Source organism: Micromonospora sp. B11E3 (assembly GCF_039871625.1).
GTDB lineage: Bacteria > Actinomycetota > Actinomycetes > Mycobacteriales > Micromonosporaceae > Micromonospora.
On record NZ_JBDPMC010000028.1, the window covers coordinates 35,376 to 57,423 of the forward strand.

At 69.9% G+C, this 22,048-nt stretch carries 20 protein-coding genes; 10 read left to right on the plus strand and 10 right to left on the minus strand.

What is annotated here, in order from left to right; genetic code table 11:
* Positions 1-19 precede the first annotated feature (19 nt).
* Positions 20-874 (plus strand): SMP-30/gluconolactonase/LRE family protein, encoded by an 855-nt coding sequence (locus ABGB16_RS16275; RefSeq protein ID WP_347668896.1) that lies wholly within the window; start codon positions 20-22, stop codon positions 872-874.
* 63 nt (positions 875-937) lie between these two features.
* On the opposite strand, the gene ABGB16_RS16280 is transcribed toward ABGB16_RS16275, so the two are convergent.
* The 5 genes from ABGB16_RS16280 to ABGB16_RS16300 all read right to left on the minus strand — a co-directional run bounded on the left by ABGB16_RS16280 (position 938) and on the right by ABGB16_RS16300 (position 6,561).
* Complete coding sequence (locus ABGB16_RS16280; protein ID WP_347668897.1) at positions 938-2,560, minus strand: amidohydrolase; 1,623 nt, start codon at positions 2,558-2,560, stop codon at positions 938-940.
* 79 nt (positions 2,561-2,639) lie between these two features.
* Complete coding sequence (locus ABGB16_RS16285) at positions 2,640-4,118, minus strand: aldehyde dehydrogenase family protein (protein WP_347668898.1); 1,479 nt, start codon at positions 4,116-4,118, stop codon at positions 2,640-2,642.
* On the minus strand, positions 4,115-4,513 hold the full coding sequence (locus ABGB16_RS16290; protein ID WP_347668899.1) for a cupin domain-containing protein: 399 nt from the start codon (positions 4,511-4,513) through the stop codon (positions 4,115-4,117). Before ABGB16_RS16290 ends, ABGB16_RS16285 begins: the two co-directional genes overlap by 4 nt.
* Positions 4,514-4,540: 27 nt before the next feature.
* Positions 4,541-6,142 carry an NAD(P)/FAD-dependent oxidoreductase gene (locus tag ABGB16_RS16295; RefSeq protein WP_347668900.1) on the minus strand — a complete coding sequence of 534 codons (1,602 nt, stop codon included), beginning with the start codon at positions 6,140-6,142 and terminating at the stop codon, positions 4,541-4,543.
* A gap of 32 nt (positions 6,143-6,174) precedes the next feature.
* Positions 6,175-6,561, minus strand: a complete 387-nt coding sequence (locus ABGB16_RS16300; protein WP_347668902.1) for a nuclear transport factor 2 family protein — start codon at positions 6,559-6,561, stop codon at positions 6,175-6,177.
* A 134-nt stretch (positions 6,562-6,695) separates the two neighbouring features.
* Between ABGB16_RS16300 and ABGB16_RS16305 the strand changes: the two genes are divergently transcribed.
* The 6 genes from ABGB16_RS16305 (at position 6,696) to ABGB16_RS16330 (ending at position 14,187) form a co-directional block, all read left to right on the plus strand.
* Positions 6,696-7,814, plus strand: a complete 1,119-nt coding sequence (locus ABGB16_RS16305; protein ID WP_347668903.1) for a PLP-dependent cysteine synthase family protein — start codon at positions 6,696-6,698, stop codon at positions 7,812-7,814.
* Between the two features lie 116 nt (positions 7,815-7,930).
* Positions 7,931-8,998 carry an ABC transporter substrate-binding protein gene (locus ABGB16_RS16310; RefSeq protein WP_347668904.1) on the plus strand — a complete coding sequence of 356 codons (1,068 nt, stop codon included), beginning with the start codon at positions 7,931-7,933 and terminating at the stop codon, positions 8,996-8,998.
* A gap of 116 nt (positions 8,999-9,114) precedes the next feature.
* A complete protein-coding gene (locus ABGB16_RS16315) occupies positions 9,115-10,779 on the plus strand; it encodes an ABC transporter permease subunit (protein ID WP_347668905.1) in 1,665 nt (554 codons plus the stop codon).
* Positions 10,779-11,870 carry an ABC transporter ATP-binding protein gene (locus tag ABGB16_RS16320; RefSeq protein ID WP_347668906.1) on the plus strand — a complete coding sequence of 364 codons (1,092 nt, stop codon included), beginning with the start codon at positions 10,779-10,781 and terminating at the stop codon, positions 11,868-11,870. The genes ABGB16_RS16315 and ABGB16_RS16320 overlap by 1 nt, the downstream gene beginning before the upstream one ends.
* Before the next feature lie 11 nt (positions 11,871-11,881).
* Positions 11,882-12,643, plus strand: coding sequence for an IclR family transcriptional regulator C-terminal domain-containing protein (locus ABGB16_RS16325; RefSeq protein WP_347668907.1), 762 nt, complete (start codon positions 11,882-11,884; stop codon positions 12,641-12,643).
* A gap of 71 nt (positions 12,644-12,714) precedes the next feature.
* Complete coding sequence (locus ABGB16_RS16330) at positions 12,715-14,187, plus strand: NAD-dependent succinate-semialdehyde dehydrogenase (RefSeq protein ID WP_347668908.1); 1,473 nt, start codon at positions 12,715-12,717, stop codon at positions 14,185-14,187.
* 254 nt (positions 14,188-14,441) lie between these two features.
* On the opposite strand, the gene ABGB16_RS16335 is transcribed toward ABGB16_RS16330, so the two are convergent.
* Both ABGB16_RS16335 and ABGB16_RS16340 read right to left on the minus strand, forming a co-directional pair.
* The gene (locus tag ABGB16_RS16335; protein WP_347668909.1) at positions 14,442-14,738 is read right to left on the minus strand and encodes a GYD domain-containing protein; all 297 of its coding nucleotides are present in this window, start codon (positions 14,736-14,738) and stop codon (positions 14,442-14,444) included.
* Between the two features lie 175 nt (positions 14,739-14,913).
* Complete coding sequence (locus ABGB16_RS16340; RefSeq protein ID WP_347668910.1) at positions 14,914-15,489, minus strand: hypothetical protein; 576 nt, start codon at positions 15,487-15,489, stop codon at positions 14,914-14,916.
* Positions 15,490-15,554: 65 nt separating this feature from the next.
* On the opposite strand from ABGB16_RS16340, the gene ABGB16_RS16345 reads away from it, so the two are divergent.
* Positions 15,555-15,995, plus strand: coding sequence for a hypothetical protein (locus ABGB16_RS16345; RefSeq protein ID WP_347668911.1), 441 nt, complete (start codon positions 15,555-15,557; stop codon positions 15,993-15,995).
* Between the two features lie 280 nt (positions 15,996-16,275).
* Here ABGB16_RS16345 and ABGB16_RS16350 read toward each other — a convergent pair whose 3' ends face one another.
* From ABGB16_RS16350 to ABGB16_RS16360, 3 genes are read right to left on the minus strand one after another with little or no spacing between them, the layout of a single operon-like run.
* The gene (locus tag ABGB16_RS16350) at positions 16,276-17,403 is read right to left on the minus strand and encodes an ABC transporter ATP-binding protein (RefSeq protein WP_347668912.1); all 1,128 of its coding nucleotides are present in this window, start codon (positions 17,401-17,403) and stop codon (positions 16,276-16,278) included.
* Complete coding sequence (locus ABGB16_RS16355) at positions 17,400-19,151, minus strand: iron ABC transporter permease (protein ID WP_347668913.1); 1,752 nt, start codon at positions 19,149-19,151, stop codon at positions 17,400-17,402. The genes ABGB16_RS16350 and ABGB16_RS16355 overlap by 4 nt, the downstream gene beginning before the upstream one ends.
* Positions 19,148-20,182 carry an ABC transporter substrate-binding protein gene (locus tag ABGB16_RS16360; RefSeq protein ID WP_347668914.1) on the minus strand — a complete coding sequence of 345 codons (1,035 nt, stop codon included), beginning with the start codon at positions 20,180-20,182 and terminating at the stop codon, positions 19,148-19,150. The genes ABGB16_RS16355 and ABGB16_RS16360 overlap by 4 nt, the downstream gene beginning before the upstream one ends.
* 207 nt (positions 20,183-20,389) lie before the next feature.
* On the opposite strand from ABGB16_RS16360, the gene ABGB16_RS16365 reads away from it, so the two are divergent.
* Entirely contained in the window at positions 20,390-21,196 is an 807-nt protein-coding gene (locus ABGB16_RS16365; protein WP_347668915.1) for a HAMP domain-containing sensor histidine kinase, read from the plus strand.
* Complete coding sequence (locus ABGB16_RS16370) at positions 21,193-21,897, plus strand: response regulator transcription factor (RefSeq protein ID WP_347668916.1); 705 nt, start codon at positions 21,193-21,195, stop codon at positions 21,895-21,897. Before ABGB16_RS16365 ends, ABGB16_RS16370 begins: the two co-directional genes overlap by 4 nt.
* The last annotated feature ends 151 nt before the right edge of the window (positions 21,898-22,048 follow it).

Sequence of the window (22,048 nt, forward strand, 5' to 3'; positions counted from 1 at the left end):
GTGCACCGGAAGGAGTCCGATGACTCTCCTGGAGCAGGTCACCCCGCCGGTCGCCGGGCACGGGGAAGGGCCGGTGTGGTGCCCCGCCGACCAGCGGGTGCGTTGGGTCGACATGCTGGTCGGCGACGTCCTGGCTCTGGACCCGGTCACCGGGCAGATCAGCCGCCGGCACGTCGCTCCGTTGGTCGCGGCCGTGCGCCCGCGCTGCGACGGTGGACTGGTCGCGGCCGTCGAGCGGGGCTTCGCGCTGCTGAGGGGCGACTCGGTGGAGCTGCTGCCCGAGATCTGGTCGGATCCGTCGGTCCGGATGAACGACGGTGGGTGCGACCCGCTCGGGCGCTTCTACTGCGGCTCCATGGCCTACGACGCCGCGCCGGGTCGGGCCGCGCTGCACCGGCTCGACCCCGGCGGTTCGGTCGAGACCGTACTCACCGGGCTCACCGTCTCCAACGGCCTGGCCTGGACGCGGGACGGCCGGACCGCCTGGTACGTCGACTCGGCCACCCACCGGGTGGACACCTTCGCCTTCGACCTGGCCACCGGCGAGTTGCATGACCGACGGCCAGCCGTGGCGGTGCCTCCTGACGCGGGCACGCCGGACGGACTGTGCCTTGACGTCGAGGGCGGTGTCTGGGTCGCGCTGTGGGACGGGGGCGCCGTCCACCGGTACGCGCCGGACGGCCGTCTCACCGCCGTCGTGGAGTTGCCGGTCCGACGCCCGACCGCGTGCGCATTCGGCGGCCCGGACCACGCCGACCTCTACGTCACGACCTCCCGCCTGGGCCTGCCGCCCGAGGACCGCTCCCCCGCGGGGGCTCTGTTCCGGATTCGACCAGAGGTGCCCGGGTTCCCCGATCACACCTTCGCGGGCTGACCGCGCCGACGGGTCGATGCCGGTCGTCACGGCCAGTGCCCCACCGATCCCGCTCGTCCGCGCTCAGTCCCTCTCGAAGACCAGCGTTCCGCCGATCCAGGTCTGCACGACGGTCAGGGCGGCCAGCTCCGTCGGCTCGGTCTCCAACGGGTCCGCATCCAGGATGACGAAGTCGGCGAACTTGCCCACCTCGAGCGAGCCGACCCGGTCCTCCCAGCCGATCGAGAACGCCGCCCACTCGGTGTACATCCGCAGCGCCTCCTCGGTCGTGACCGCCTCCTGGGCGGCCAGCACGTCGCCGTCGTTGGTACGCCGGGTGACCGCGGCCTGCATCGCCGGGAACGGGTCGTGCTGGTCCTCGGTGATGCCGATCGCGTCGGAGTTGCCCGGGATCGGCAGGCCGTGGTCGATCAGCGTGCGGAACGGCATCACGGTCCCGATCCGTTCGCTGCCCAGGTGCGCGACGTATCCGGCCGCGGTGGTCAGGAGGAAGGCCGGCTGCGGAACGGGGACGACTCCGGAGGCTGCCAGCCGCTTGATCCGTTCGCCGGTCATGAACATGTTGCCCGCGTGCTCGATGCGGTGCCGGGCGACCCCGTGCCGCTCGGCCGGCAGTGCCAACGCGCCGTCGAGAGCCTGGTCCAGGGCGCGGTCGCCGATCGCGTGCATGGCGATCTGCAGGCCCGCCTCGTCCGCGGTGGCGACCAGGGCGACGACCTCCTCGTCGGTGAACGCGAGCTCGCCGCGGTAGCCGGGCTGGCCGGGGTAGTCCTGGTGGAGGGCGGCCGCGCCCGCGGTGAGCCCGCCGTCGAGGAAGACCTTGAAACCGACCATCGCGAGATGGTCCGGATCGAGGGCGTCGATACGCTCCCTGGTACGGCCGGCGCGCACGTCCTCGGCCGACACCACGGCCTCCAGCTTCGGGTACAGCGCGGCGCGCAGCACCAGCTCACGGTCGGCGGCGACGGAGGCGATCGCCTCCAGCCCCTCGCGGTGCAGCGGGATGTCGCCGAGGGTGGTGACGCCGACGGCGAGGTACCGGTCCTGCACCCGCTTGATCGCCGCCGCGAGCTCCTCGACCGGCGGCTGCGGGCCGCCGAGCGGCTCGAACATGTCGTAGGTGCGGCCGGTGGCGACGCCGGTGGCCGGGTCGCGCTCGATCCGTCCGCCGGGCGCGTCCGGGGTGTCGTCGTCGACGCCCAGCAGCTCCAGGGCCAGGGAGTTGAAGACGTTGAGGTGGTAGCTCGCCCGGTACATCACCGGGTGGGTGGTGCTGACCCGGTCCAGGTCGTACCGGTCGGGATAGCGCCCCTCGGCGAGCTTGAGATTCTGGTAGTGCTCCCCCTGACCGAGGATCCACTCGCCGGCGGTCGTGGAACCGGCGCGCTCCGCGAGCACCGAGACCATCTCCTCGATGCTCGACACGCGGGACGAGCGGCAGTCGACGGCGAGCTCCCAGGAAAAGGCGAGCAGCTCCAGGTGGGAGTGGCAGTCGACCAGTCCGGGGAGCACCGCCGCACCGGCCAGGTCGACGACCCGCGCCCCTGCGGCGCCCGCGAGGATCTCCTCCGTCGTCCCGATCGCCGTGATCCGGCCGCCCTCGGCGCGAAACGCCTCCGCGACGGTTCCGGCGCGGTCCATCGTGTGGACCCGGCCGCCGACGAAGCACACTGTCTCTGTTGGCACTGCTCTACCTCTTTCTGGGCATGGTTGCGAAGCCGCCGTCGGGAGAGGGGGCCGACGGTGGCGAGTCAGGGAGTGTGCGTCAGCGGACGGCAGGCATCTGCACGGTCTTGGTTTCCAGGTACTCCTCGACGCCGAGGCGTCCCCGCTCCCGTCCAAGGCCACTGCCGCGCATGCCACCGAAGGGCAGGGCGGGCTCGCTGACCAGCGGAGCGTTGACGCCGACGGAGCCAGCCCTGAGCTTCCGGGCGACCGCGGTCGCGGCGGCCTGGTCACCGCCGAACACGTACGCCGCAAGGCCGTACTCGGTCGCATTGGCCAACCGGACCGCCTCGTCGACGTCGGCGCAGCGGATGACGCTGAGCACCGGACCGAAGAACTCCTCGCCGAGTACGGCGGGCTGGCTCTTTCCCTCGGCGGTCAGCAGCGTCGGCGCCAGGAACGCGCTCGCCTCGTTCTCGGCGGTCCGGGTGCCACCCGCGACGACGGTCGCGCCGCCCGTCACGGCCTCGGCCAACTGCGCCTCGATCCGTCCGACGGCGGCGTGGTCGATGAGCGGGCCCATCGTGGTCGCCGGGTCGCGCGGGTCGCCGAGGACGATCTGGTCGACCGCCGCGGCGAGTTCGGCGACCAGGTCGCCGGCCTTCGACTCGACGACGTACACCCGGTTGGCGGCCATGCACGCCTGCCCGGAGTTGAGGAATCGCGCCCGAACCAGGTCCCGCGCGGTCCGGACGACGTCCGCGTCGGGTAGCACCACCGCGGCCGCGTTGCCGCCCAACTCGAGAAGGACCCGCTTGATCGACGCCGCGGCCTTGCGCATGACGAGTTCGCCCACCCTGCGCGAGCCGGTGAAACTGATGCACGCGACCTCGGGGGCGTCCAGCAGGACGTCGCTGACCCGCTGCGGATCGCCGGCGACGACGACGTTCAGGACACCGGACGGGAGACCCGCCTCCTCGAAGCAGCGCGCGATGGCCAGCGCGGTGAGCGGCGTCTGCGGGGCCGGCTTCAGTACGACCGTGCAGCCGGCCGCGAGCGCGGCGCCGACCTTGCAGGCCACCATGAACGCCGGGAAGTTCCACGGCGTGATCGCCAGGACCACCCCGATCGGCTCGTGCAGCACGAGGGCGTCGCGGCCGGGCGCGACGTCGGCCCAGGCCTCGCCGGGAAGCCGCAGCGTCTCGTGGCTGAACCACTCGAAGAAGCGAACCGTGTTGCGGGCCTCGCCGACCGCCTCGGCCAGCGGCTTGCCGGTCTCCGCGCTGATCAGCTCGCCGATGGCCTCGACCCGCTCCCCCAGCAGGTCGGTCGCGCGGCGGAGAACCTCGAAGCGCTGCCAGCCGGTCGCCGACGACCACCCGTCGAGGGCGGCCGCCGCCGCGGCGACCGCCGCGGCGGCCTGGTCGGCGTCGGCGTCGGCGACCGTGCAGATCGTGGCCCCGGTGGCCGGTTCGTGGACCGCGAACGTGTCCGGGGAGGTCACCCAGGTGCCGCCGATCCACGAGCCCGGCCTGCCGCCCACGAGTCGTGCGACCAGGTCGGCCGGCCGGCTGCTCATCGCGCGCCCTCGGCGCCGCAGGCGGCGTACTCGTCCTCGCCGACCTCTCCGGTCCACTCGACGTCACCGAAGTGGAGCACCAACTGCACCAGCTGGGCGGACGCGGTGGCGCCGTGCCAGTGTTCGACGCCCGGCTCGGTCCAGACGACGTCGCCCGGACGCATCACCACCACCTCGCCGCCGCGCTCCTGGATCCAGCCCTCGCCGGAGACGGTGTAGAGCATCTGGCCGCCCGGGTGCCGGTGCCAGTGGGTGCGCGAGCCGGGCGCGAAGAACATGTTGAGGGCGCGGGTCCCGCCGTCGGCCAGAACGATGTCCGACCAGACCTGTCCGGTCGTGGTCGCCGACCGCATGGCCGACACCCGGTCCCCCGGAATGCCTCGTCCGATGATCATCATGCTCCTTCGGTTCGTGGGGTCGGCTCAGTCGGTGGTACGGCGGACGTCGGCCAGCACGCGGTTGCTCGCGTTGTAGCCGGTGACGCCGCTCATGAAGTTGCCCGGCCAGTTGCCGACGCCGGTCAGGTAGAGCCCCTCGACCGGGGTCCGGTAGTCGGCGCAGCCAGGGATCGGGCGCGAGTCGAAGATGTGTCCGGGCACGATGTCGCCGTGGGCGCCGTTGCCCTCGACGAGGGCGAACTCGCGCTCGAGGTCCAGCGGCGAGTAGACGTGTACGCCGGCGAGGACATCGGACAGGTTCGGGATGTGCTGCTCCAACGTGCTGACCACGGCCTTGCCCAGGTCGTCGCGCTGCTCGTCCCAGGTGCCCTCGGCCAGGTGATAGGGGACGCCGCGGACGCTGATGCTGACGAAGTGGCAGCCCGGCGGGGTCAGCGAGGGGTCGTGCGCCGAGTCGATCATCGCGGTGACGGTCGGTCGCTTGCTCCAGCGCCCGAGCACCGCCTCGTTGTAGGCGTTCTGGAGCACGTCGATGCTGGCCGCGATCCGGAAGTTGGTGCCGAGGAAGAGGCGATTCTCCTCCTCGTCCCGCGCGGCGGCGAACCGCGGGGTGCCGTCGAGCGCGAGGTGGACCTTGGCGGAGGTGCCCTTCATGCTGACCGTCTTGGCGAGGTCGTAGAGGTCCTCCCCGATGTCCTCGGGCCCGACCAGCCTGGTCAGGGTCAGCTTCGGGTTCGCGTTGGAGACGACCCGGGAAGCGCGGAACTCGCGCCCGTCGGTGAGGACGACACCGACGACCCGCTGGTCCTCGCAGAGGATGCGCTCGACCTCCGCGCCGGTGAGGATCGTGGCTCCGTGGGCGCGGGCGGACTCCGCCATCGCGCCGGTCACGGCGCCGATGCCGCCCAGCGGCGCGGCGTTGCGCATCATCAGCTCGTTGTCGTCGTGGCTGCCGACGCCGCGCAGCGACTCCTCCCACAGCGGGCGCTGAAGCAGCAGGTAGCCGCTGCCCGGTGTCCGCGGGCCGACGAAGTTGGTCGCGACCGCGGTGCCGGCGAAGAACGCCTGCAGCTGCGGCGACGAGAGCCGCTCCTCGAGGATGTCCGCGACCGGACCGAACATGATCGACTCGAAGTCGCGGCGCTGGCGCGGCGTGGTGAAACGCGCGGCCACCTCGGCGAACGACGGCGGCGGGTCGTAGAAGGAGACCTTCATCTGCCGGGCCACCGAGGCGTACAGCCCGATGACCGAGGCGTAGCCGTCGAGGTCGGCGTCCCCGTGCGCGAACTGCTCCATGACCGCCCGGCGCTTGGCCCGGTCCGGCCAGGCCGGCAGGGCCCGGCCGTCCTCGAAGAGGGTCAGGGATCCGAGCGGCGGGTGGGCGAAGCGGAGCCCGTACTTCTCCAGCTCGAGCTCCTGGGCGATACGCGGGTCGAGGCTGTGGCTCGCGTTGGCCACGCTGCTCCCGCGGTAGCCCGGGAAGATCTCTTCGGTGACGCAGGTGCCACCGACGACGTCACGGCGCTCCAGGGCGAGCACCTTCAACCCCGCCCGAGCCAGGTACCCGGTGGCCACCAGGCCGCTGTGCCCGGTCCCGACGACGATCACGTCGTACGCCTGCTCCATCCGCTTCCTCTCGTTCCGTCGCCATTGCAGGGTCAGCCCAGCGGGCTGATACGTCGCGCCGAGATGCGCCATCCCGCGTCGGTGCGGGTCACGGTGTCGCGGTAGATCGCGGCGGTGACCTGCCCGCCCGCCCGCAGGGCGAGAGCCTTGCTGTGGCACTCGGCGGTGTCGTCGTCGACGGCGTCCACCACCACGTTCGTGATGTGGTGGCTGACCGCTGGCGTCGTGATCGCCGTGAAGGCCGCGATCACCTCGTCGAGCCCGCTGGCCGTGAGGCGGCCCGGGTTGTCGAAGGAGATCCCGGGCGCGAAGACCTCTCCGAGCCGGTCGTACTCGTGGGTGTCGAGGATGTAGGCGACCCGGTTGAGGACGTCCTCGATCGCTCGGGTGTCGGCCGGGGCCACGGGTTGGTTGGTCACTGGACTCCTTCGAATCTTCCATACAGTGGAAGCCTGACTTCCGTGCCATAGGATGCCTCCGAATCCGAGCACGGTCAAGCGCTGCCGTGGCCTCCGCGAGAGCGGTCGGAAGAAGATCCCGAAGGAGACCTGGAATGACGACGTGCGAGCAGACCCGTGCCGACCGGACCTGGGTCGACGAGGCGATCCGCCGCGTCGAGGCCGATGCCAACCGCAGTTCCGACACCCACCTGTTGGCCTTCGACCTGCCCGGACGGCACGGCATCGACCTCTACCTGAAGGACGAGTCCTCGCACCCGACCGGAAGCCTCAAGCACCGGCTCGCCCGCTCGCTCTTCCTGTACGCGCTGTGCAACGGCTGGATCGGCCCGACCACCACGGTGGTCGAGGCCTCCAGCGGCTCGACCGCGGTCTCCGAGGCATACTTCGCCCGCCTGCTGGGCCTGCCCTTCATCGCCGTCGTCCCGGCCACGACCAGCCCGGCCAAGGTCGAACTCATCGAGTGGCACGGCGGGCGCTGCGAGGTGGTGGCCCATCCGGGACAGGTGTACGACGAGGCCCGGCGTCTCGCCACCGAACTCGGCGGCCACTACCTCGACCAGTTCACCTACGCCGAGCGAGCCACCGACTGGCGCGGCAACAACAACATCGCCGAGTCGATCTTCGAGCAGATGTCCGGCGAGGCGCACCCGGTCCCGGCCTGGATCGTCGCCAGCGCCGGAACCGGCGGCACGGCGGCGACCATCGGCCGCTACCTCCGTTACCGGCGGCACCCCACCCGGCTGCTGGTGCCGGATCCCGAGAACTCGGTCTTCCTCGACGCCTGGCGCCTCGGCGACCGCGGACTGCGGTCGGCCGAAGGCTCCCGGATCGAGGGGATCGGCCGCCCCCGGGTCGAGCCGTCCTTCGTGCCCGAGGTGATCGACGAGATGGTCCGCGTGCCGGACGCGGCGTCGGTCGCGACGATGCTGTGGACCTCGCGCCGCCTGGGCCGCCGGGTCGGACCCTCGACCGGGACGAGCATGTGGGCGACCCTCCGCCTGATCGCCCGACTGGAGCGTGGCGGCGAGCGGGGCAGCGTCGTGAGCCTGATCTGCGACGGCGGCGAACGCTACGCCTCGACGTACTACGACGCGTCCTGGCGTGCGTGCCAGGGCATCGACGTGGCGCCGTACCTCGCGGTACTGGACGAATACGAACGTTCGGGGTCACTCGCCGGCGTGATCGCAGGAACGCCTGGCTGCGGCTCTTGACAGGTCGCCACCCAGGCCACCAGCATCTGCAATGGAAGTCACACTTCCATTGTATGGAAGAGCAACCGAGGTGGTTCATTCGCTCGACCGGCCGCCCAGACCAAGAAGGAACCCTAATGCGAACAACTCTCGACGTGACCAGGGGCCGGCGTCGCGCCGGCGCCGTGCTGGCCGCGGTCGTCGTGGCCCTGGGCAGCCTCACGGCCTGCTCGGGCGGTGGCGACGAGAAGGGGTCGATCACGTACGCCGGATTCGGCGGCACCTACGAGGAGGCCGTCAAGGCGGCGCTGTTCGACCCGTACTCGAAGGAAACCGACGTCAAGGTCCTCTACGACAGCAGCGGCTCCGACGTCGCCAAGCTGGTGCAGATGTCCAAGTCCGGGTCGATGACCCTCGACCTGATCGACGCCGAGGACTCCTCGCTCGCCCAGTTCATGGCCGCCGGCATTCTCCAGCCGATCGACACCAAGGGCCTCGACGGGTTCGCCGACCCGAGCGCGGTCACCGAGTACTCGGTGCCGTGGTACACGTTCTCCCGCAACCTGTTCTGGAACAAGGACGAGGTAGCCGGTGGCCTCGACTCCTGGGCCGACCTGTTCGACACGAAGGGCATCCCGGGCAAGCGCGGCATGGTGGCGCTGCCCTGGGGCATCCTCGAGGGCGCCCTGATCGCCGACGGCGTCCCGGTCGACCAGCTCTATCCGCTCGACCTGGACCGCGCCTTCGCCAAGCTCGACACCATCCGCAACGACACCGTCTTCTTCCCCTCCAACGGTGACCTGCAGAACGCGATCTCGCAGGGCGAGATCGCGATGGGCTACGGGAACCTCGCGCGGATCAAGAGCATCGCCAAGAGCGGCGCGGTGCCGCTGGACTACACCTGGGAGGGCGCCGTCCTCTCCGTTCAGCAGCTCGTCATCCCCAAGGGCGCGCCGGACGGGCCGGACGCCCTCAACGCGATCAAGTACTCGTTGAAGCCCGAGGTCCAGAAGGCGATCATGGACAAGCTCGGTTACACGCCCTCGCAGAAGTCGGTGCTCGACGGCCTCGACGCCAAGACCCGCGCCGACCTTCCCGGCACCGAGGAGACCGCCAGCGACGAGACCTTCCGCATCGACGTGGACTGGTGGGCCAAGAACGGCGCGGACGCGCTCAAGCGCTGGCAGGACTGGCAGCACGCGTGACCACCACTCCGACAGCCCCGGACGCGGGCCTCTCGCGGCCGGCCCCCCGTACCCCGGGGGGCCGGCGGCGCCGCCCGCGCGGCTGGGACCTCAGCGGGATTCCCGCGGTCCTGGTCGTGACCCTGGTCTTCGTGCTCCCCGTCGCGATCCTCTGCCTGCGCAGCGTGACGGAGCCGACCTTCGGCCTGGAGAACTTCACCCGGCTCCTCGGGCACTCCGGCTACGTCGACAGCATCGTGCGGACGATCCTGATCTCCGCCGCCTCGACACTCGTGGCGCTGGTCCTCGGCTACCCGATCGCGTACCAGATGGTGCACGGCGGCACCTGGCTGCGCACCTTCCTGACGGTGGCGATCATGGCGCCGTACCTGACCTCGATCCTGCTGCGGTCGTTCTCCTGGCTGGTGATCCTCGGGCGTCAGGGCCCGGTCAACAAGCTGATCGAACAGTTCGGGCTGGAGCCGATCGCGATGGTCTTCACGCCGATCGCGGTCGTCGTCAGCCTCTCCCACTACCTGCTGCCGCTGATGATCCTGCCGCTGGCCGCCACGATGCGCGCGGTCGGCGACTCCCGGGTGCGCGCCGCGACCAGCCTGGGCGCCGGGCCGGCCCAGGCGTTCGTCCGGATCTACCTGCCACTGACCAAGCCCGGCATCCAGGCGGGGTCGGTCCTGTGCTTCGTCTACGGCATCGGCGCGTTCGTGATCCCCGCGCTGCTCGGCGGTTCCAAGGGCAGCATGCTCGGCTCGCTGATCCACAGCGCGATCAAGCAGAGCGGCGACTACGGCCTCGCCTCGGCCGCCGCGCTCGTGCTCGGCGCCCTCGTCCTGGTCATCGTCCTCGCCTTCCAGCGGCTGACCGGGATGTCGACGACCGAACTCGCCGGGCGATCCGGCGCCGCGGCCACCCGCTCGCGCTACAGCAGGCGCGGAGGCGGACGCGTCCTCCGGCTCGCGGGACGCGCCGCCGGCGGGCTCGACCGCCTCGGCGTCACCCGCAGCCGCGGGCTGCCGAAGGCCCTGGCCGTCGCCCTCGGCGTCCTCGTGCTGGCGCCGCAGTTCATCGTCATCCCGATCTCGTTCGCCGCCACCAAGGCGCTGGTCTTCCCGCCCGTCGGCTACTCGACCCAGTGGTACTCGGAGTTCTTCACCGCCAGTTGGCTCGACCCGCTCACGGTCAGCGTGCGGATCGCGCTCTTCGTGACCGTCATCGCCGGAGTGCTCGGGACGCTTGCCGCGATGGCCGTCGTCCGGGGAACGGTCCACGGGTGGGGCGCGCTGACCTCGACCCTGATGATGCTGCCGCTGCTGTTCCCGACGGTGGTCGCCGCCGCCGGCTTCTACGTGGAGTTCGAGCGGATCGGGCTCGTCGACACCGAACTGGGGATCGTCCTGGCCCACGTGACGCTGGCCCTGCCGTTCGTGTTCAGCGTGGTCGCCGCGGGTCTCCGCTCGCTCAACCCGGTGTACGAGCGAGCCGCCTCCAGCCTGGGGGCGAGCCGGACGGTCCAGTTGCGCCGTATCGTGCTGCCGCTGATCGCCCCGTCCATCGTCACCGCCAGCCTCTTCGCGTTCCTGACCTCGTTCGACGAGTCGACCGTCGCGATCTTCCTCTCCGGCGTTCACGTCAAGACGCTCCCCAAGCGGATCTTCGAAGCGCTCTCCCTGGAGACCAACCCGACCGTGGCGGTGATCTCCGTCTTCGTCATGGCATGCGCCGCTGTCATCTGGCTCGGCTTTGCGCTGTTCCGCCGCCTCATCAAGATCTCGAGGAGCAACTGATGACCCTCAGCCATGGCGCGATCCACTTCGACAACGTCCGCAAGGAGTACGCCGACCACGTCGCCGTCGACGACCTCACCCTCACCATCGAGCCCGGCGAGTTCTTCACCGTGCTCGGCCCGTCCGGGTCGGGGAAGACCACGACCCTGATGATGCTCGCCGGTTTCACCGACCCCACCTCGGGCACCATCCGCGTCGACGGCACCGACATCGCGCGCGTGCCGAGCGACAAGCGCAACATCGGTGTCGTCTTCCAGGACTACGCGCTGTTCCCCCACATGTCGGTCCGCGACAACCTCGCGTTCCCGCTGGAGATGCGCAGGGAGCCGCGCGAGGTCATCGCCGAGCGGGTGGACCGGGCGCTCGCGCTGGTCGACATGGCCGCCGCGGCCGACCGGCTGCCCGACCAGCTCTCCGGCGGCCAGAAGCAGCGGATCGCGGTCGCGCGGGCGGTCGTGTTCGACCCGGCGTTCCTGCTCATGGACGAGCCGCTGGGAGCCCTCGACCGGAAGCTGCGGCAGCGCCTCCAGGTCGAACTCCGGCAGCTCCAGCAGGCGCTGAAGGTGACGATGGTCTACGTCACCCACGACCAGGAGGAGGCGATGTCGATGTCCGACCGCGTCGCCCTGATGAACCACGGCCGGATCGAGCAGGTGGGAACGCCACGGGAGCTCTACGAGCACCCCCGGTCCGCCTTCGTCGCGGACTTCCTCGGCACCAACAACATGCTCGCGGTCCGTCCCGAGGCCCCGGACCGGCTGAGCGTCGAGAACGGCGGACTGCTGTCACTCGACGACGGCAAAAGCGTGCCCGCCGACGCGGCTGTGGCCACACTGCGGCCGGAGCGGATCGCGCTGACGGACGTCGCAGCCGCCCCGCCTCCCGGGTTCAGCCACTGCACCGGGAAGATCACGCACCGTCTGTACCTCGGCTCGCACACGATGTACACCGTCCACTCTGAGACACTCGGCCCCGTGCGGGTGCAGATGCAACACGATGACGGCGAGCATCCCTACCGCACCGGCGAGACGGTCGGCATGATGTGGCGGACACGCGACGTGAACGTCTTCGGCTCCACGGCCGAACGATGAAGGAGGACCCGGTGACCGTGCTGGAAGACGAGCCCACCGAGCAGCGCGGCGTCCGGTCGGTGATCCGTGCGCTCAACCTGCTCTCCGCGGCCGCTCGCGGAAGCCGGACACTCACCGAGCTCGCCGGCGAGGCCGGCGTCAGCCTGAGCACCGCGTCGCGGCTCCTGGCGACCCTGAAGATGGCTGACTTCCTCGAACAGGACAAGGACGGTCAGTTCGTCCCCGGACCCGAACTGACCGCGCTCCTGTACGCCGGCGACCAGTGGTCGGGAATCCGCAAGCTCGCGCGGGAGGCCGTCGCCAGCCTCCGGGACGAGCTCGACGAGACCGTGGCGTTCTTCGTCCGTTCCGGAAACGACCGTGTCTGCATCGAGTCGGCGGAGTCCGGCAGGCTCGTGCGGAGGGTCTGCCACCCCGGTGAGCGCGGGCCGGTGCACCTGGGCGCCGCCGGCAAGGCCCTGATCGCCTTCAGCAACGCCGAGCACGGCTACCTCGGTCTGCCACCGGGCACCGACGAGTTCAGGACGGAGTCCGGCGCCGTGCGCACCCTGGCCGATCTGCGGGCCGAGTGCGCCGTCATCCGAGAACGTGGCATGGCCTACAGCGGCCGCGAGTCGACCGAGGAGTCGTGGGCCGTCGCAGCGCCTGTCCTGCGGGGCGACCTCCTTCTCGGCGTCCTGGCCGTGGTGGTCCCGATGACCCGGTCGGACGAGCCGTACGTCGCGAAGATCCAGGCGACTCTGCGGCGAGCGGCGACGGCCGCCAGCTGCTGAGTCCCCACCGATCGAGTCGCCGGACCCCGCACCACCACCCCTGCCAGGCAACCCGAGGAGTTCATCCGCTCATGCCCGGACGTGTTCTGCCCGGACCCGATCAGCGCGGCCTGTTCATCGCCGGTGGCTGGCGCGAGGCGGAGGAGGGAGCCAGCTTTCCGGTGCGCGACCCGGCCGACGGGTCCGTCCTCGCCTCGGTCGCGGACGGCTCCGTCAAGGATGCGGTCGAGGCCCTCGATGCCGCCGTCGCCGCCCAGAAGGACTGGGCAGCGAGCGCGCCACGCGACCGCGGGGAGATCCTGCGCAGGGCGTTCGACCTGATCCGGGGCAGGACCGACGAGCTGGCCGAGCTGATCAGCCTGGAGATGGGCAAGACGATCGCCGAGGCCAGGGGCGAGGTCACCTACGGCAACGAGTTCCTCCGGTGGTTCTCCGAGGAGGCGGTCCGCATCCACGGCCGGTGGATGCACGCTCCCGACGGCGCCAGCCGCCTGCTCACCGTCCGCAAACCGGTCGGCCCCTGCCTTTTCGTCACGCCGTGGAACTTCCCGATGGCGATGGGGACGCGCAAGATCGGCCCAGCGATCGCCGCCGGCTGCACGATGGTCGTCAAGCCGGCCGAGCTCACGCCCCTCACCATGCTCGCGCTGGCGGACATCCTCGATGAGGCCGGGCTGCCACCCGGTGTCCTGAACGTCGTACCGACCACCCGTGCCGCGGCCATGAGCGCGGCGCTGATGGCGGACCCACGACTGCGCAAGGTGTCCTTCACCGGCTCCACCCCGGTCGGGCGGCAGCTCGTCCGCCAGTCGGCCGACCAGTTGCAGCGGTTGAGCATGGAACTCGGCGGCAACGCCCCGTTCCTCGTCTTCGCGGACGCCGACGTCGATGCCGCGGTCGACGGCGCGATGCTCGCCAAGATGCGCAACATGGGCGAGGCCTGCACCGCCGCGAACCGCTTCCTGGTCCACACCGAGGTGGCACGGGAGTTCGCCGAGAAACTGGCCGACCGGATGGGCCGGCTGGTCGTCGGCCGCGGCCAGGACCCGGGCGTCGACGTCGGCCCGCTGATCGACGAGCGCGCCGTCGACTCCGTCCACCGGCTCGTCACCGACGCCGTCCGCGACGGGGCCCGCCTCGTGCTCGGCGGCTCCGCTCCTGACCGGCCGGGCTACTTCTACCACCCCACCGTGCTGCTCGACGTTCACCACGAATCGGAGATCAACGGCCAGGAGATCTTCGGACCGGTCGCCCCCGTCAGCGTCTTCACCACCGAGGAAGAGGCGGTACGCCGCGCCAACGCGACCGAGTACGGCCTCGCCGCCTATGTCTTCACCCGCGACCTCGCCCGCACCGTGCGGCTCGCGGAGTCGCTCGAGTACGGCATGGTCGGCGTCAACACCGGACTGATCTCGAACCCGGCCGCACCCTTCGGCGGCATGAAGGCCTCGGGATTCGGCCGTGAGGGTGGCTTCGAAGGAATCGAGGAGTACCTCGAGACCACCTACGTGGCGCTGCCAGCCACATCACGACACGCTGGTTGACCGCTCGCTACCGGCGGCGGCGCGCGCGCTCGCCCCGAACAGGTACGGCAGTTCCCGGTACGCGTCCATGGTCGGCGGCTGCAGGACCTTCGCCGGCGGAAACCTTCGTCGCCAGTCGCCGGAGGCAAGGTGGCTGCCCGCCCGGGGCGAGGATGGATTCTTCTTCGATGACGATTTCCAGCACCTACACGCCTGTCCGGCACGATGGGCTCATGACGACCGAAGGACGTCGTCAACGTCCTGACCCGCAACAACTATCCAGTGGCTTTGGCGATGATGCGATCCACCTCATCTCGACCGAAGGCCCGCAGGGTCGTGGTACGCACGTTGCCCGCCCCGCCGAGCTGCAAGAGCGCCGCGGTGGCGGTTTCGTCGTCGGGCGCCTCGACGACGGCCACGAGGTCGTACGGACCGACGGTCCAGTAAATGTTCAGGAGTTTCGCCCCGAGCTTCTGTGTCGCTGCGGCGAAGGCCTCGGCGCGCTTCGCGGTGTCCTTGTAGCCTCGGATCCCCTGATCGGTCCAGTTCAGCAACGCGACATACGTCGGCATGGTCCTTCACCTCCATGAGGAGACCTCATCGTAAGGTTGATTCTGGGCATAATGGCCGGAATCTGCGTAAAGCCCGGCGGCCGGTACCGGTTGATTGATCTACCGCACGATCACCCACCGTGGCCGCAAGGGCGAGCGGCGCAGTTTCGGCGAGACCGACCTTCAACCTGAGCTTTCAAGATTTGTAGCGGGGTTCCTCGCCGGCGGGGCCTTGTGTTTCATCCGGATTCAGGACCACTGGCGTGTCGGGGGCCCAGCTGCGGAGCCGGGTCAGCGCCGCGTGCGCAGCGGAGTCCTGCGGTGCGGTGTAGGCGATGATGGTGAGGCCAGGGTCGGCCGGGAGTTCCAGGGCGTCGTAGTCCAGGTCCACGTCACCGGCCACGGGGTGGCGGAAGGATTGAGTTCCGCTGCGGTAGTAGCGAACGTCGTGGGCCGCCCAGCGGGTGCGAAACGCCTCGCTGTGGATGGAAAGGTGTCCGACGAGTTGCGACAGTGCGCGGTCGCCGGGGTTACGGCCAGCGGCTTGACGCAGGCTTTCTACCGCCTCACCGGCGATGCCGTTCCAGTCCCGATAGAAGTCGGTGGCGCGCCGATCGAGAAAAACGAACCGCGCCAGGTTGGCCGAAAGTCCAGGGTTGTCGAAGACCTGCGCGTAGAGCCTGGCGCCGAGGTGGTTGGCGGCGAGGACATCGAGGCGCGCGTTTCGTACGAAGGCGGCGGCGTCGGTCATGGCATGGAGTACCTGCAGCACCGAATCGTCGCGGCCGCTGCGTGGGCGGCTTCGGTCGTCGGGCGGCGCCGGCCGCGTTGGCGGCGATGTTCAAGGTCACGACCATCGGCAGCAAAGCCCCCAGCACACCGGATGAGCCGTTCATCCGCTCGCTACTGGACGGGGCGCCCTTCTACCGCTACCACACGTTGTGTCCGATTCCCGGGGTACGGATGATCGCCTTCCTGCCGATAACAACCGCGGCGGAGTACCCGCCGGGCCAGCCGATCAGGATCCCCGTGGTCCAGGTGGTGGCCTTCCACGGGGGCATCATCCGCCAGCAGTCCGCCACCGACCAACTGACCGACTTCCTCTCCGGTGCGTACGTCAACCGCCGCCTACGGGCGTACGGTCCGATCGAACGGCTCAGCGAGGCCTGGCACGCGCCGAGCCTCGCGCTCCCGCTGAATCCGGTGTGGCGGCCCGCCACCACACCCGGCCCGCCCTTCACCCCGAAACGATTCTGCGGCCCGATCAAGCGCTCCTGACCGGCGGCCACCCCGCCGCCGTCGGCGGGGGCATTTCGTTCACGGCAGCCTCCGCCGCTTCCGTTCGAAGGCCAAGCCGAGTGTGCCGGGCCGAATTTCCTCGGCGGCCAGTCGCCGCCGCAGACGCCATCGCCTGATCGGCCGCGGAATCCACATTCGTCGAGTCACTGTATGCTCCCTCGCTGGCTGGGCGGGGTGCGGCAGCGGAACCTTCATCACCTACCACCGCACCCCGCTGAAGGGGACCACGACTCACCCCGGTCCGGCCCGGCCGGTCTGCTCAGTCCCGGGTGAGCAGGTACGCCCGGAGGGGGTCGAAGGTCACGTTGACGTTGACCCCTTCACCGAGCGCCTCACGCGGGTCGACCCCGGGCTCGGTGACGGTGACCGTTCCGCCGGTGGTCTCCACCTCGTAGTCGATGTTGGGCCCGTGGAACGTGGACCGCAGCACGACGCCGATCCCGGTACCGCCGTCGGTCACCGGCACGAGGCGGGCGTTCTCGGGCCGCACCATCAGGGCCCCCTGGGTGCCGGTGGTGACCTTCGGATGGGCGGGCACGGTGATCTGGCGGTCCAGGACGGTGACCGTGGCCATGCCGCCGCTGACCCGCTCCGGAACCGCCTCCAGGAAGTTCGCCCGGCCGATGAAGTCGGCGACGAAGACGCTGGCCGGCCGGGCGTAGATCTCGCCGGGGGTGGCGACCTGCTCGACCTTGCCCTTGTTCATCACCACGATCCGGTCGGACATGCTCATCGCCTCGTCCTGATCATGGGTGACGTACATGCTGGTGATGCCGAACATCTTCTGGATGCGGCGGATCTCGGCCCGCATCGCGTTGCGCAGTTTGGCGTCCAGGTTGGACAGCGGCTCGTCGAAGAGCAGCACCTTGGGCTGCACGACCAGCGCCCGGGCGAGCGCCACCCGCTGCTGTTGCCCGCCGGAGAGCTCGTGCGGGCTGCGGTCCTCCAGCCCGACCAGGTTCATGCTGGTGACCGCCATCCGCATGGCGGCGGAGATCTCGTCCTTGCGCTTGCGCTGCAGCTTGAGGCCGTAGGCGATGTTCTGGGCCACGCTCAGGTGCGGGAACAGCGCGTAGCTCTGGAACACCATGGCCATCGGTCGCCGCTGCGGCGGCAGGTTGTCGATGTCCTTGCCGTCGAGCATGATGCGCCCGCCGGAGGCGTCCTCGAACCCGGCCACCATCCGCAGGGTGGTGGTCTTGCCGCAGCCGGATGGGCCCAGCAGGGTGATGAACTCACCGGGCTGCACGTCGAGGTCCACCTGGTCCACGGCGGTCACCAGGCCGGTACGTCCGTTGAACCGCTTGGTCAGTGCTTCCAGTTGGAGGCGACCGCTGCCGGTCTCCCGGGTCGCGGATGCGGCCATTGCAGGTGCGGCGACGGTCATTGCTCCTTCTGCCTTTCGGTTTTCGCGGTGCGGTGCAGCGAGGCGCCCGCGCCGACAACGAGGCGGATCAGGCCGAAGCCGGCAAGCACGATCGCGGTCAGGACGGTGCAGTAGGCGAACGCCACCCCGTATCTGCCGGTGCTGGCGGCGCTGAGCACCTGGGAAGTAATGATCTTGGTTTCCGGGGTGACCAGCAGAACGATGGTCGACACCGAGGTCATGCTGCGGGCGAAGCTGTAACTCAGTCCGGTGAGCAGGGCCGGGCGGATCAGCGGCAGCGTGACGAAACGGAACGTCTGCACCGGGCTGGCGCCCAGGTCCGTCGACGCCTGCTCGATGTACGGGTGCAGCTGGCTCAGCGCGCCGACCGCGGTACGCTGCCCGGCCGGGATGCTGCGCACCACGTACGCCAGCACGATCGACACCGCCCCGGCGGCGAGCGCGCTGCCGCCGACCAGGCTCGGGAAGACCTCGAAGTCGCCGATGTACCGGTCGGGCCGGTAGGCCAGGACGAACCCGATGCCGAGCACCGTGCCGGGCACGGCGACGCCGAGGGTGCCCCCGAGGTCGAGCAGCCAGGCGGTACGGCGGAGGTGACGCACGACCAGCCAGGCGATCACGAGCCCGACCACGCCCGCGATCGGGGTGGCGATCGCTGCGAACGTCAGCGTGTCCAGGACGGCTTCCACGCCGACGCCGGCGACCACCTCTTTCAGGTAGTCCAGCGTCAGGGTGTTGTCGACGCCGAAGACCTTGGTCACCGAACCGACGATCACGGTGCCGTACAGGCTGACGATGATCGCCGCGATGAACAGGGCAAGCCCGTAGATCGGCCAGCGGCCCCAGCCGGTCATCAGGTGGACGCTGCCCGACGGCTTGCCGGTGATGGTGGTGCGCACCTTGCGGTTGAGCCACCAGCGCTGCCCGAAATACATCGCCAGCGAGGGCACGAGCAGGATCACGCAGTAGACCGAGGCGCTGGTCAGGTCGTATTCGCCGGTCACCGCCAGATAGGCGCGGCTGGCCAGCACGGTGTAGTCGCCGCCGAGCACCAGCGGGTTGGCCAGGTCGGCGATCGCCTCGACGAACAGCAGCAGGAAGGGCGCCACCAGGCCGGGGGCGATCAGCGGCAGGATCAGGGTACGCAGGATCTTCCAGCGGCTGGCGCCCATGTTCATGGCGGCCTCTTCCAGCGCCGGATCCAGGCCGCGGAGCATGCCGAGCAGCCCCAGGTAGGCGACCGGGAACAGGGACATCGAGAGCACGAAGACCAGGCCGTCGAGGCCGTAGATGTCGTACTCGATCCCGAAGATGCCGTTGCTGATCACGCCGCGGCGGCCGTAGAGGACCACCGTCGCGGTCGCCACCGCGAACGGCGGGCTGACGATCGGCATCATCGCGATCACGTGCAGAATCTTCTTGCCCGGCACGTCCAGGCGGGCCTGGACGAAGGCGAACAGGAAGCCCAGGGCGGTGCCGCACAGGCCGACGAGCGCGCCCAGGACCAGGGTGTTGCGCAGAATCGTCAGGTCGACCTGGGAGGTGAAGAACTCCGCGTAACGGGGCAGCGCGTTCGGCGCGAAGGCGGTGGCCATAACCGCGATGAGCGGGATGGCCGCGCCGATCGCCACCAGCACGGAGCTGGCGACGATCAGCACCCGGATACCCAGGTCAGCCTTGCGCCGCCGCCGCTTGGTGGCCACCGTCGGCACGGTGGCCAGGTCACGGTCGGGCAGCAGGGCGGTCATGACTTCGGCGCCTGCGCAACTTCAGCGTCGAAGCGCTTGTTGAGCGCCGACTTGGCCTCGCCCGCGACGGCCGCGTCGTAGTCGACCATCTTGATCGAGGACAGATCGACGACCTTGTCGGACACCTTCGCCTCGGGGTTGGTCGGGAACTGGTAGGCCTTCACCGTCGGGCCGATCTCCTGCGCCTCGGTGGTCAGCGCCCAGTCGATGAACTTCTTGGCGCTGACCGGGTTCTTGGCCCCCTTGACCAGGGCGACGCCGCCGGTCTCGTAGCCGGTGCCCTCGGCGGGGAAGCTGACCTTCAGGTCGGGGAAGCCGGCCTCCATGGTGGCAACGCAGTCGTGGGAGAAGATGACGCCGACGGCGACCTCACCGCGGGCGACCATCTGCGCCGGCGCCGCGCCGGACTTGGTGTACTGCAGGACGTTCGGGTGCAGCTTGCGCATGTACTCCAGCGCCTTGGTCTCGTCGCCCCCGGCCAGCTGGACCTGGGTCCACAGCGCCGTGTACGAGGTGCCCGAGGTCGACGGGTGCGCGATCCCGATGTCCTTGGACAGCTTCGGATCCAACAGGTCGGCCCAGGCGTCGGGAACCTCCAGGCCCTTCTTCGCCAGCAGCTTCGTGTTGCTGCAGAAGCCGAGCGCACCCACGTAGACCCCGGTCCAGACGCCCTGCGGATCCTTGTACTTGTTCGGGATGACGCTCGCGTTGGCGGAGACGTACGGCTCCAGCAGCCCCTCGGCCCCCGCCGCCGCGTAACCGTCGGCCGGGCCGCCGTACCAGACGTCGAACTCCGCGTTGGACTTGCCGGCCTTGATCCGGGCGAGCGCCTCGCCGCTGGACAGCCGGACGAAGTCGGCCTTGACCCCGGTGGTCTCGGTGAACTTCTTGGTCGTCGCCGCACACCAGTCCTCGGTGGCACCGCAGACCACATGCACGACGTGACCGTCGGTGGCCGCGTTGTCGGCGCCCGACCCTTCCTTGGCACAACCCGCGGTCCCGGCCACGACGGTCAGAGCCGTCAGTGCCACCGCCCACCTTCTCATCACGATGCCGACCTCCGTATCGAAGCAGCCACAGGGGCTCGCAGCTCAATGTTTCGGCAAGGTTAGGCGTGTGTGACAGGCCCGGCGGTAACGCCGAAGTGAGCCTCAGTAACGCCGCTGTCACCAACATCGAACCGCACCCCGGTGCCGGCGCGTGTGGTACGAAGAGCCGGTTGATGGGCGGGGTTGGTGATGATCGCAGGCTGGTGGCTGGTGATCGCGGCGCTGGGCGGCATGCTGCTCGGCGCCGGAGCGAGCGCGGCGGTGCTGCGCCGGCGAGCCCGGTCACGCGGGGCCGAGCTGGTCCACCTGGAGGCACTCTTGCAGCGGCGGGTTGACCAGGTCAACGCGCTCAGCCACGAGCTGCGTACCCCGATCAGCATGATCAAAGGCGCGGTGGATCTGCTCCGGGAGGGCACACCGGGCCCGCTGACCCCGGCGCAGGAACGTTTCCTGCATGTCGCCGGCCACCAGTGCACGCAGGTGATCGCCCTGTGCGAGAGCCTGCTGATCCAGGCAAAGATCGAAGCCGGGCTGTTCACGCCCCAGCCGGAGAAGCTGGACGTCTCCGTCGTCGTGCGGGACGTGGTCGCGGCGATGCGCGCGCTGTGCGAGCAGCGCGGCCAGCGCATCACCCTGGACACCCCGCAGGTGATGCCGTGGATTCCCGGTGACCCGATGCTGCTGACCCAGGCACTGACGAATCTGCTGTCGAACGCGAGCCGGTTCACCACGCCCGGCGGTAGCATCGACGTCCGCGTCATGGCCATCGACACCGGGGTGGCGATCTATGTGACCGACGACGGTGCGGGGATGACCCGGGCGGAACGGGAGCGGTTGTTCCAGCGCTTCGCCACCGGGCGCCCCCTCGCGGACGGCACCGGGCTCGGCCTGGTCATCACGAAGACGATCGTGGAGCTACACGGAGGCGAAATCATGGTGCACACCGCGTCGACCCGGGGAACCACCTTCCTCCTGACCCTGCCCGGCCAGCCATGACCGGTCCGGACAGGCCGACCGCGCTGGTGGTCGACGACGAGCCGCAGATGGCGGTCATCGTCGAGTTCGCCCTGCAGACCCAGGACTTCCAGGTCCTGACCGCGCATGACGGGGCGACCGCGCTGCAGCTGCTCAAGCAGCACCAGGTGGACCTGGTGATCCTCGACGTGATGATGCCCGGCATGGACGGGCTGACCCTGTGCCAGCGGATCCGGGCCCGTTCCGAGGTACCGATCATGCTGTTGACCGCGCTGGCCCAGCACGACGACGTGATCGCCGGGTTGGAGCACGGCGCCGACGACTACGTCACCAAGCCCTTTCACCCGCGAGAGGTCGCACTCAGGGCCCAGGCGCTGGTACGCCGACGGCGCGACCGCGGTGCCGTCATCCGCGTCGGCGAACTGGTCATCGACCCGGGCGCCCAGACGGTGACGCTCTCGCAGCGGCCGCTGGACCTGCCCTTCACCGAATTCAAGCTGCTGGTCCACCTGGCCAACCGGCGGGGCGTTCCGCAGTCGTGGCAGGAGCTGCTGCGCACGGTCTGGGGCACGACGGACCTACTCGGCGGGCGCGACGTGGTCAAGTCGGCGATCTACCGGCTGCGGTCCCGGCTCGCGGCGATCCCTGGCGGCACCAACTACCTGCGCACCCTACGCGGCGTCGGCTACCTCATGCCCGACCTGCCCGCCGACCAGCCATGAGCTCCGCGCCGGCCTTGGCTGTGACGTGTCCGGTCGGTGCCCTGAACCGGCCGAACCGCGAACCGGACGTCGGCGATTCGGCGCGACACCGCCCGGTGCTCCGGCGATCGACGGCATCGAGTTGTCGCCGTATGCTCCGTGGGATTCTTTC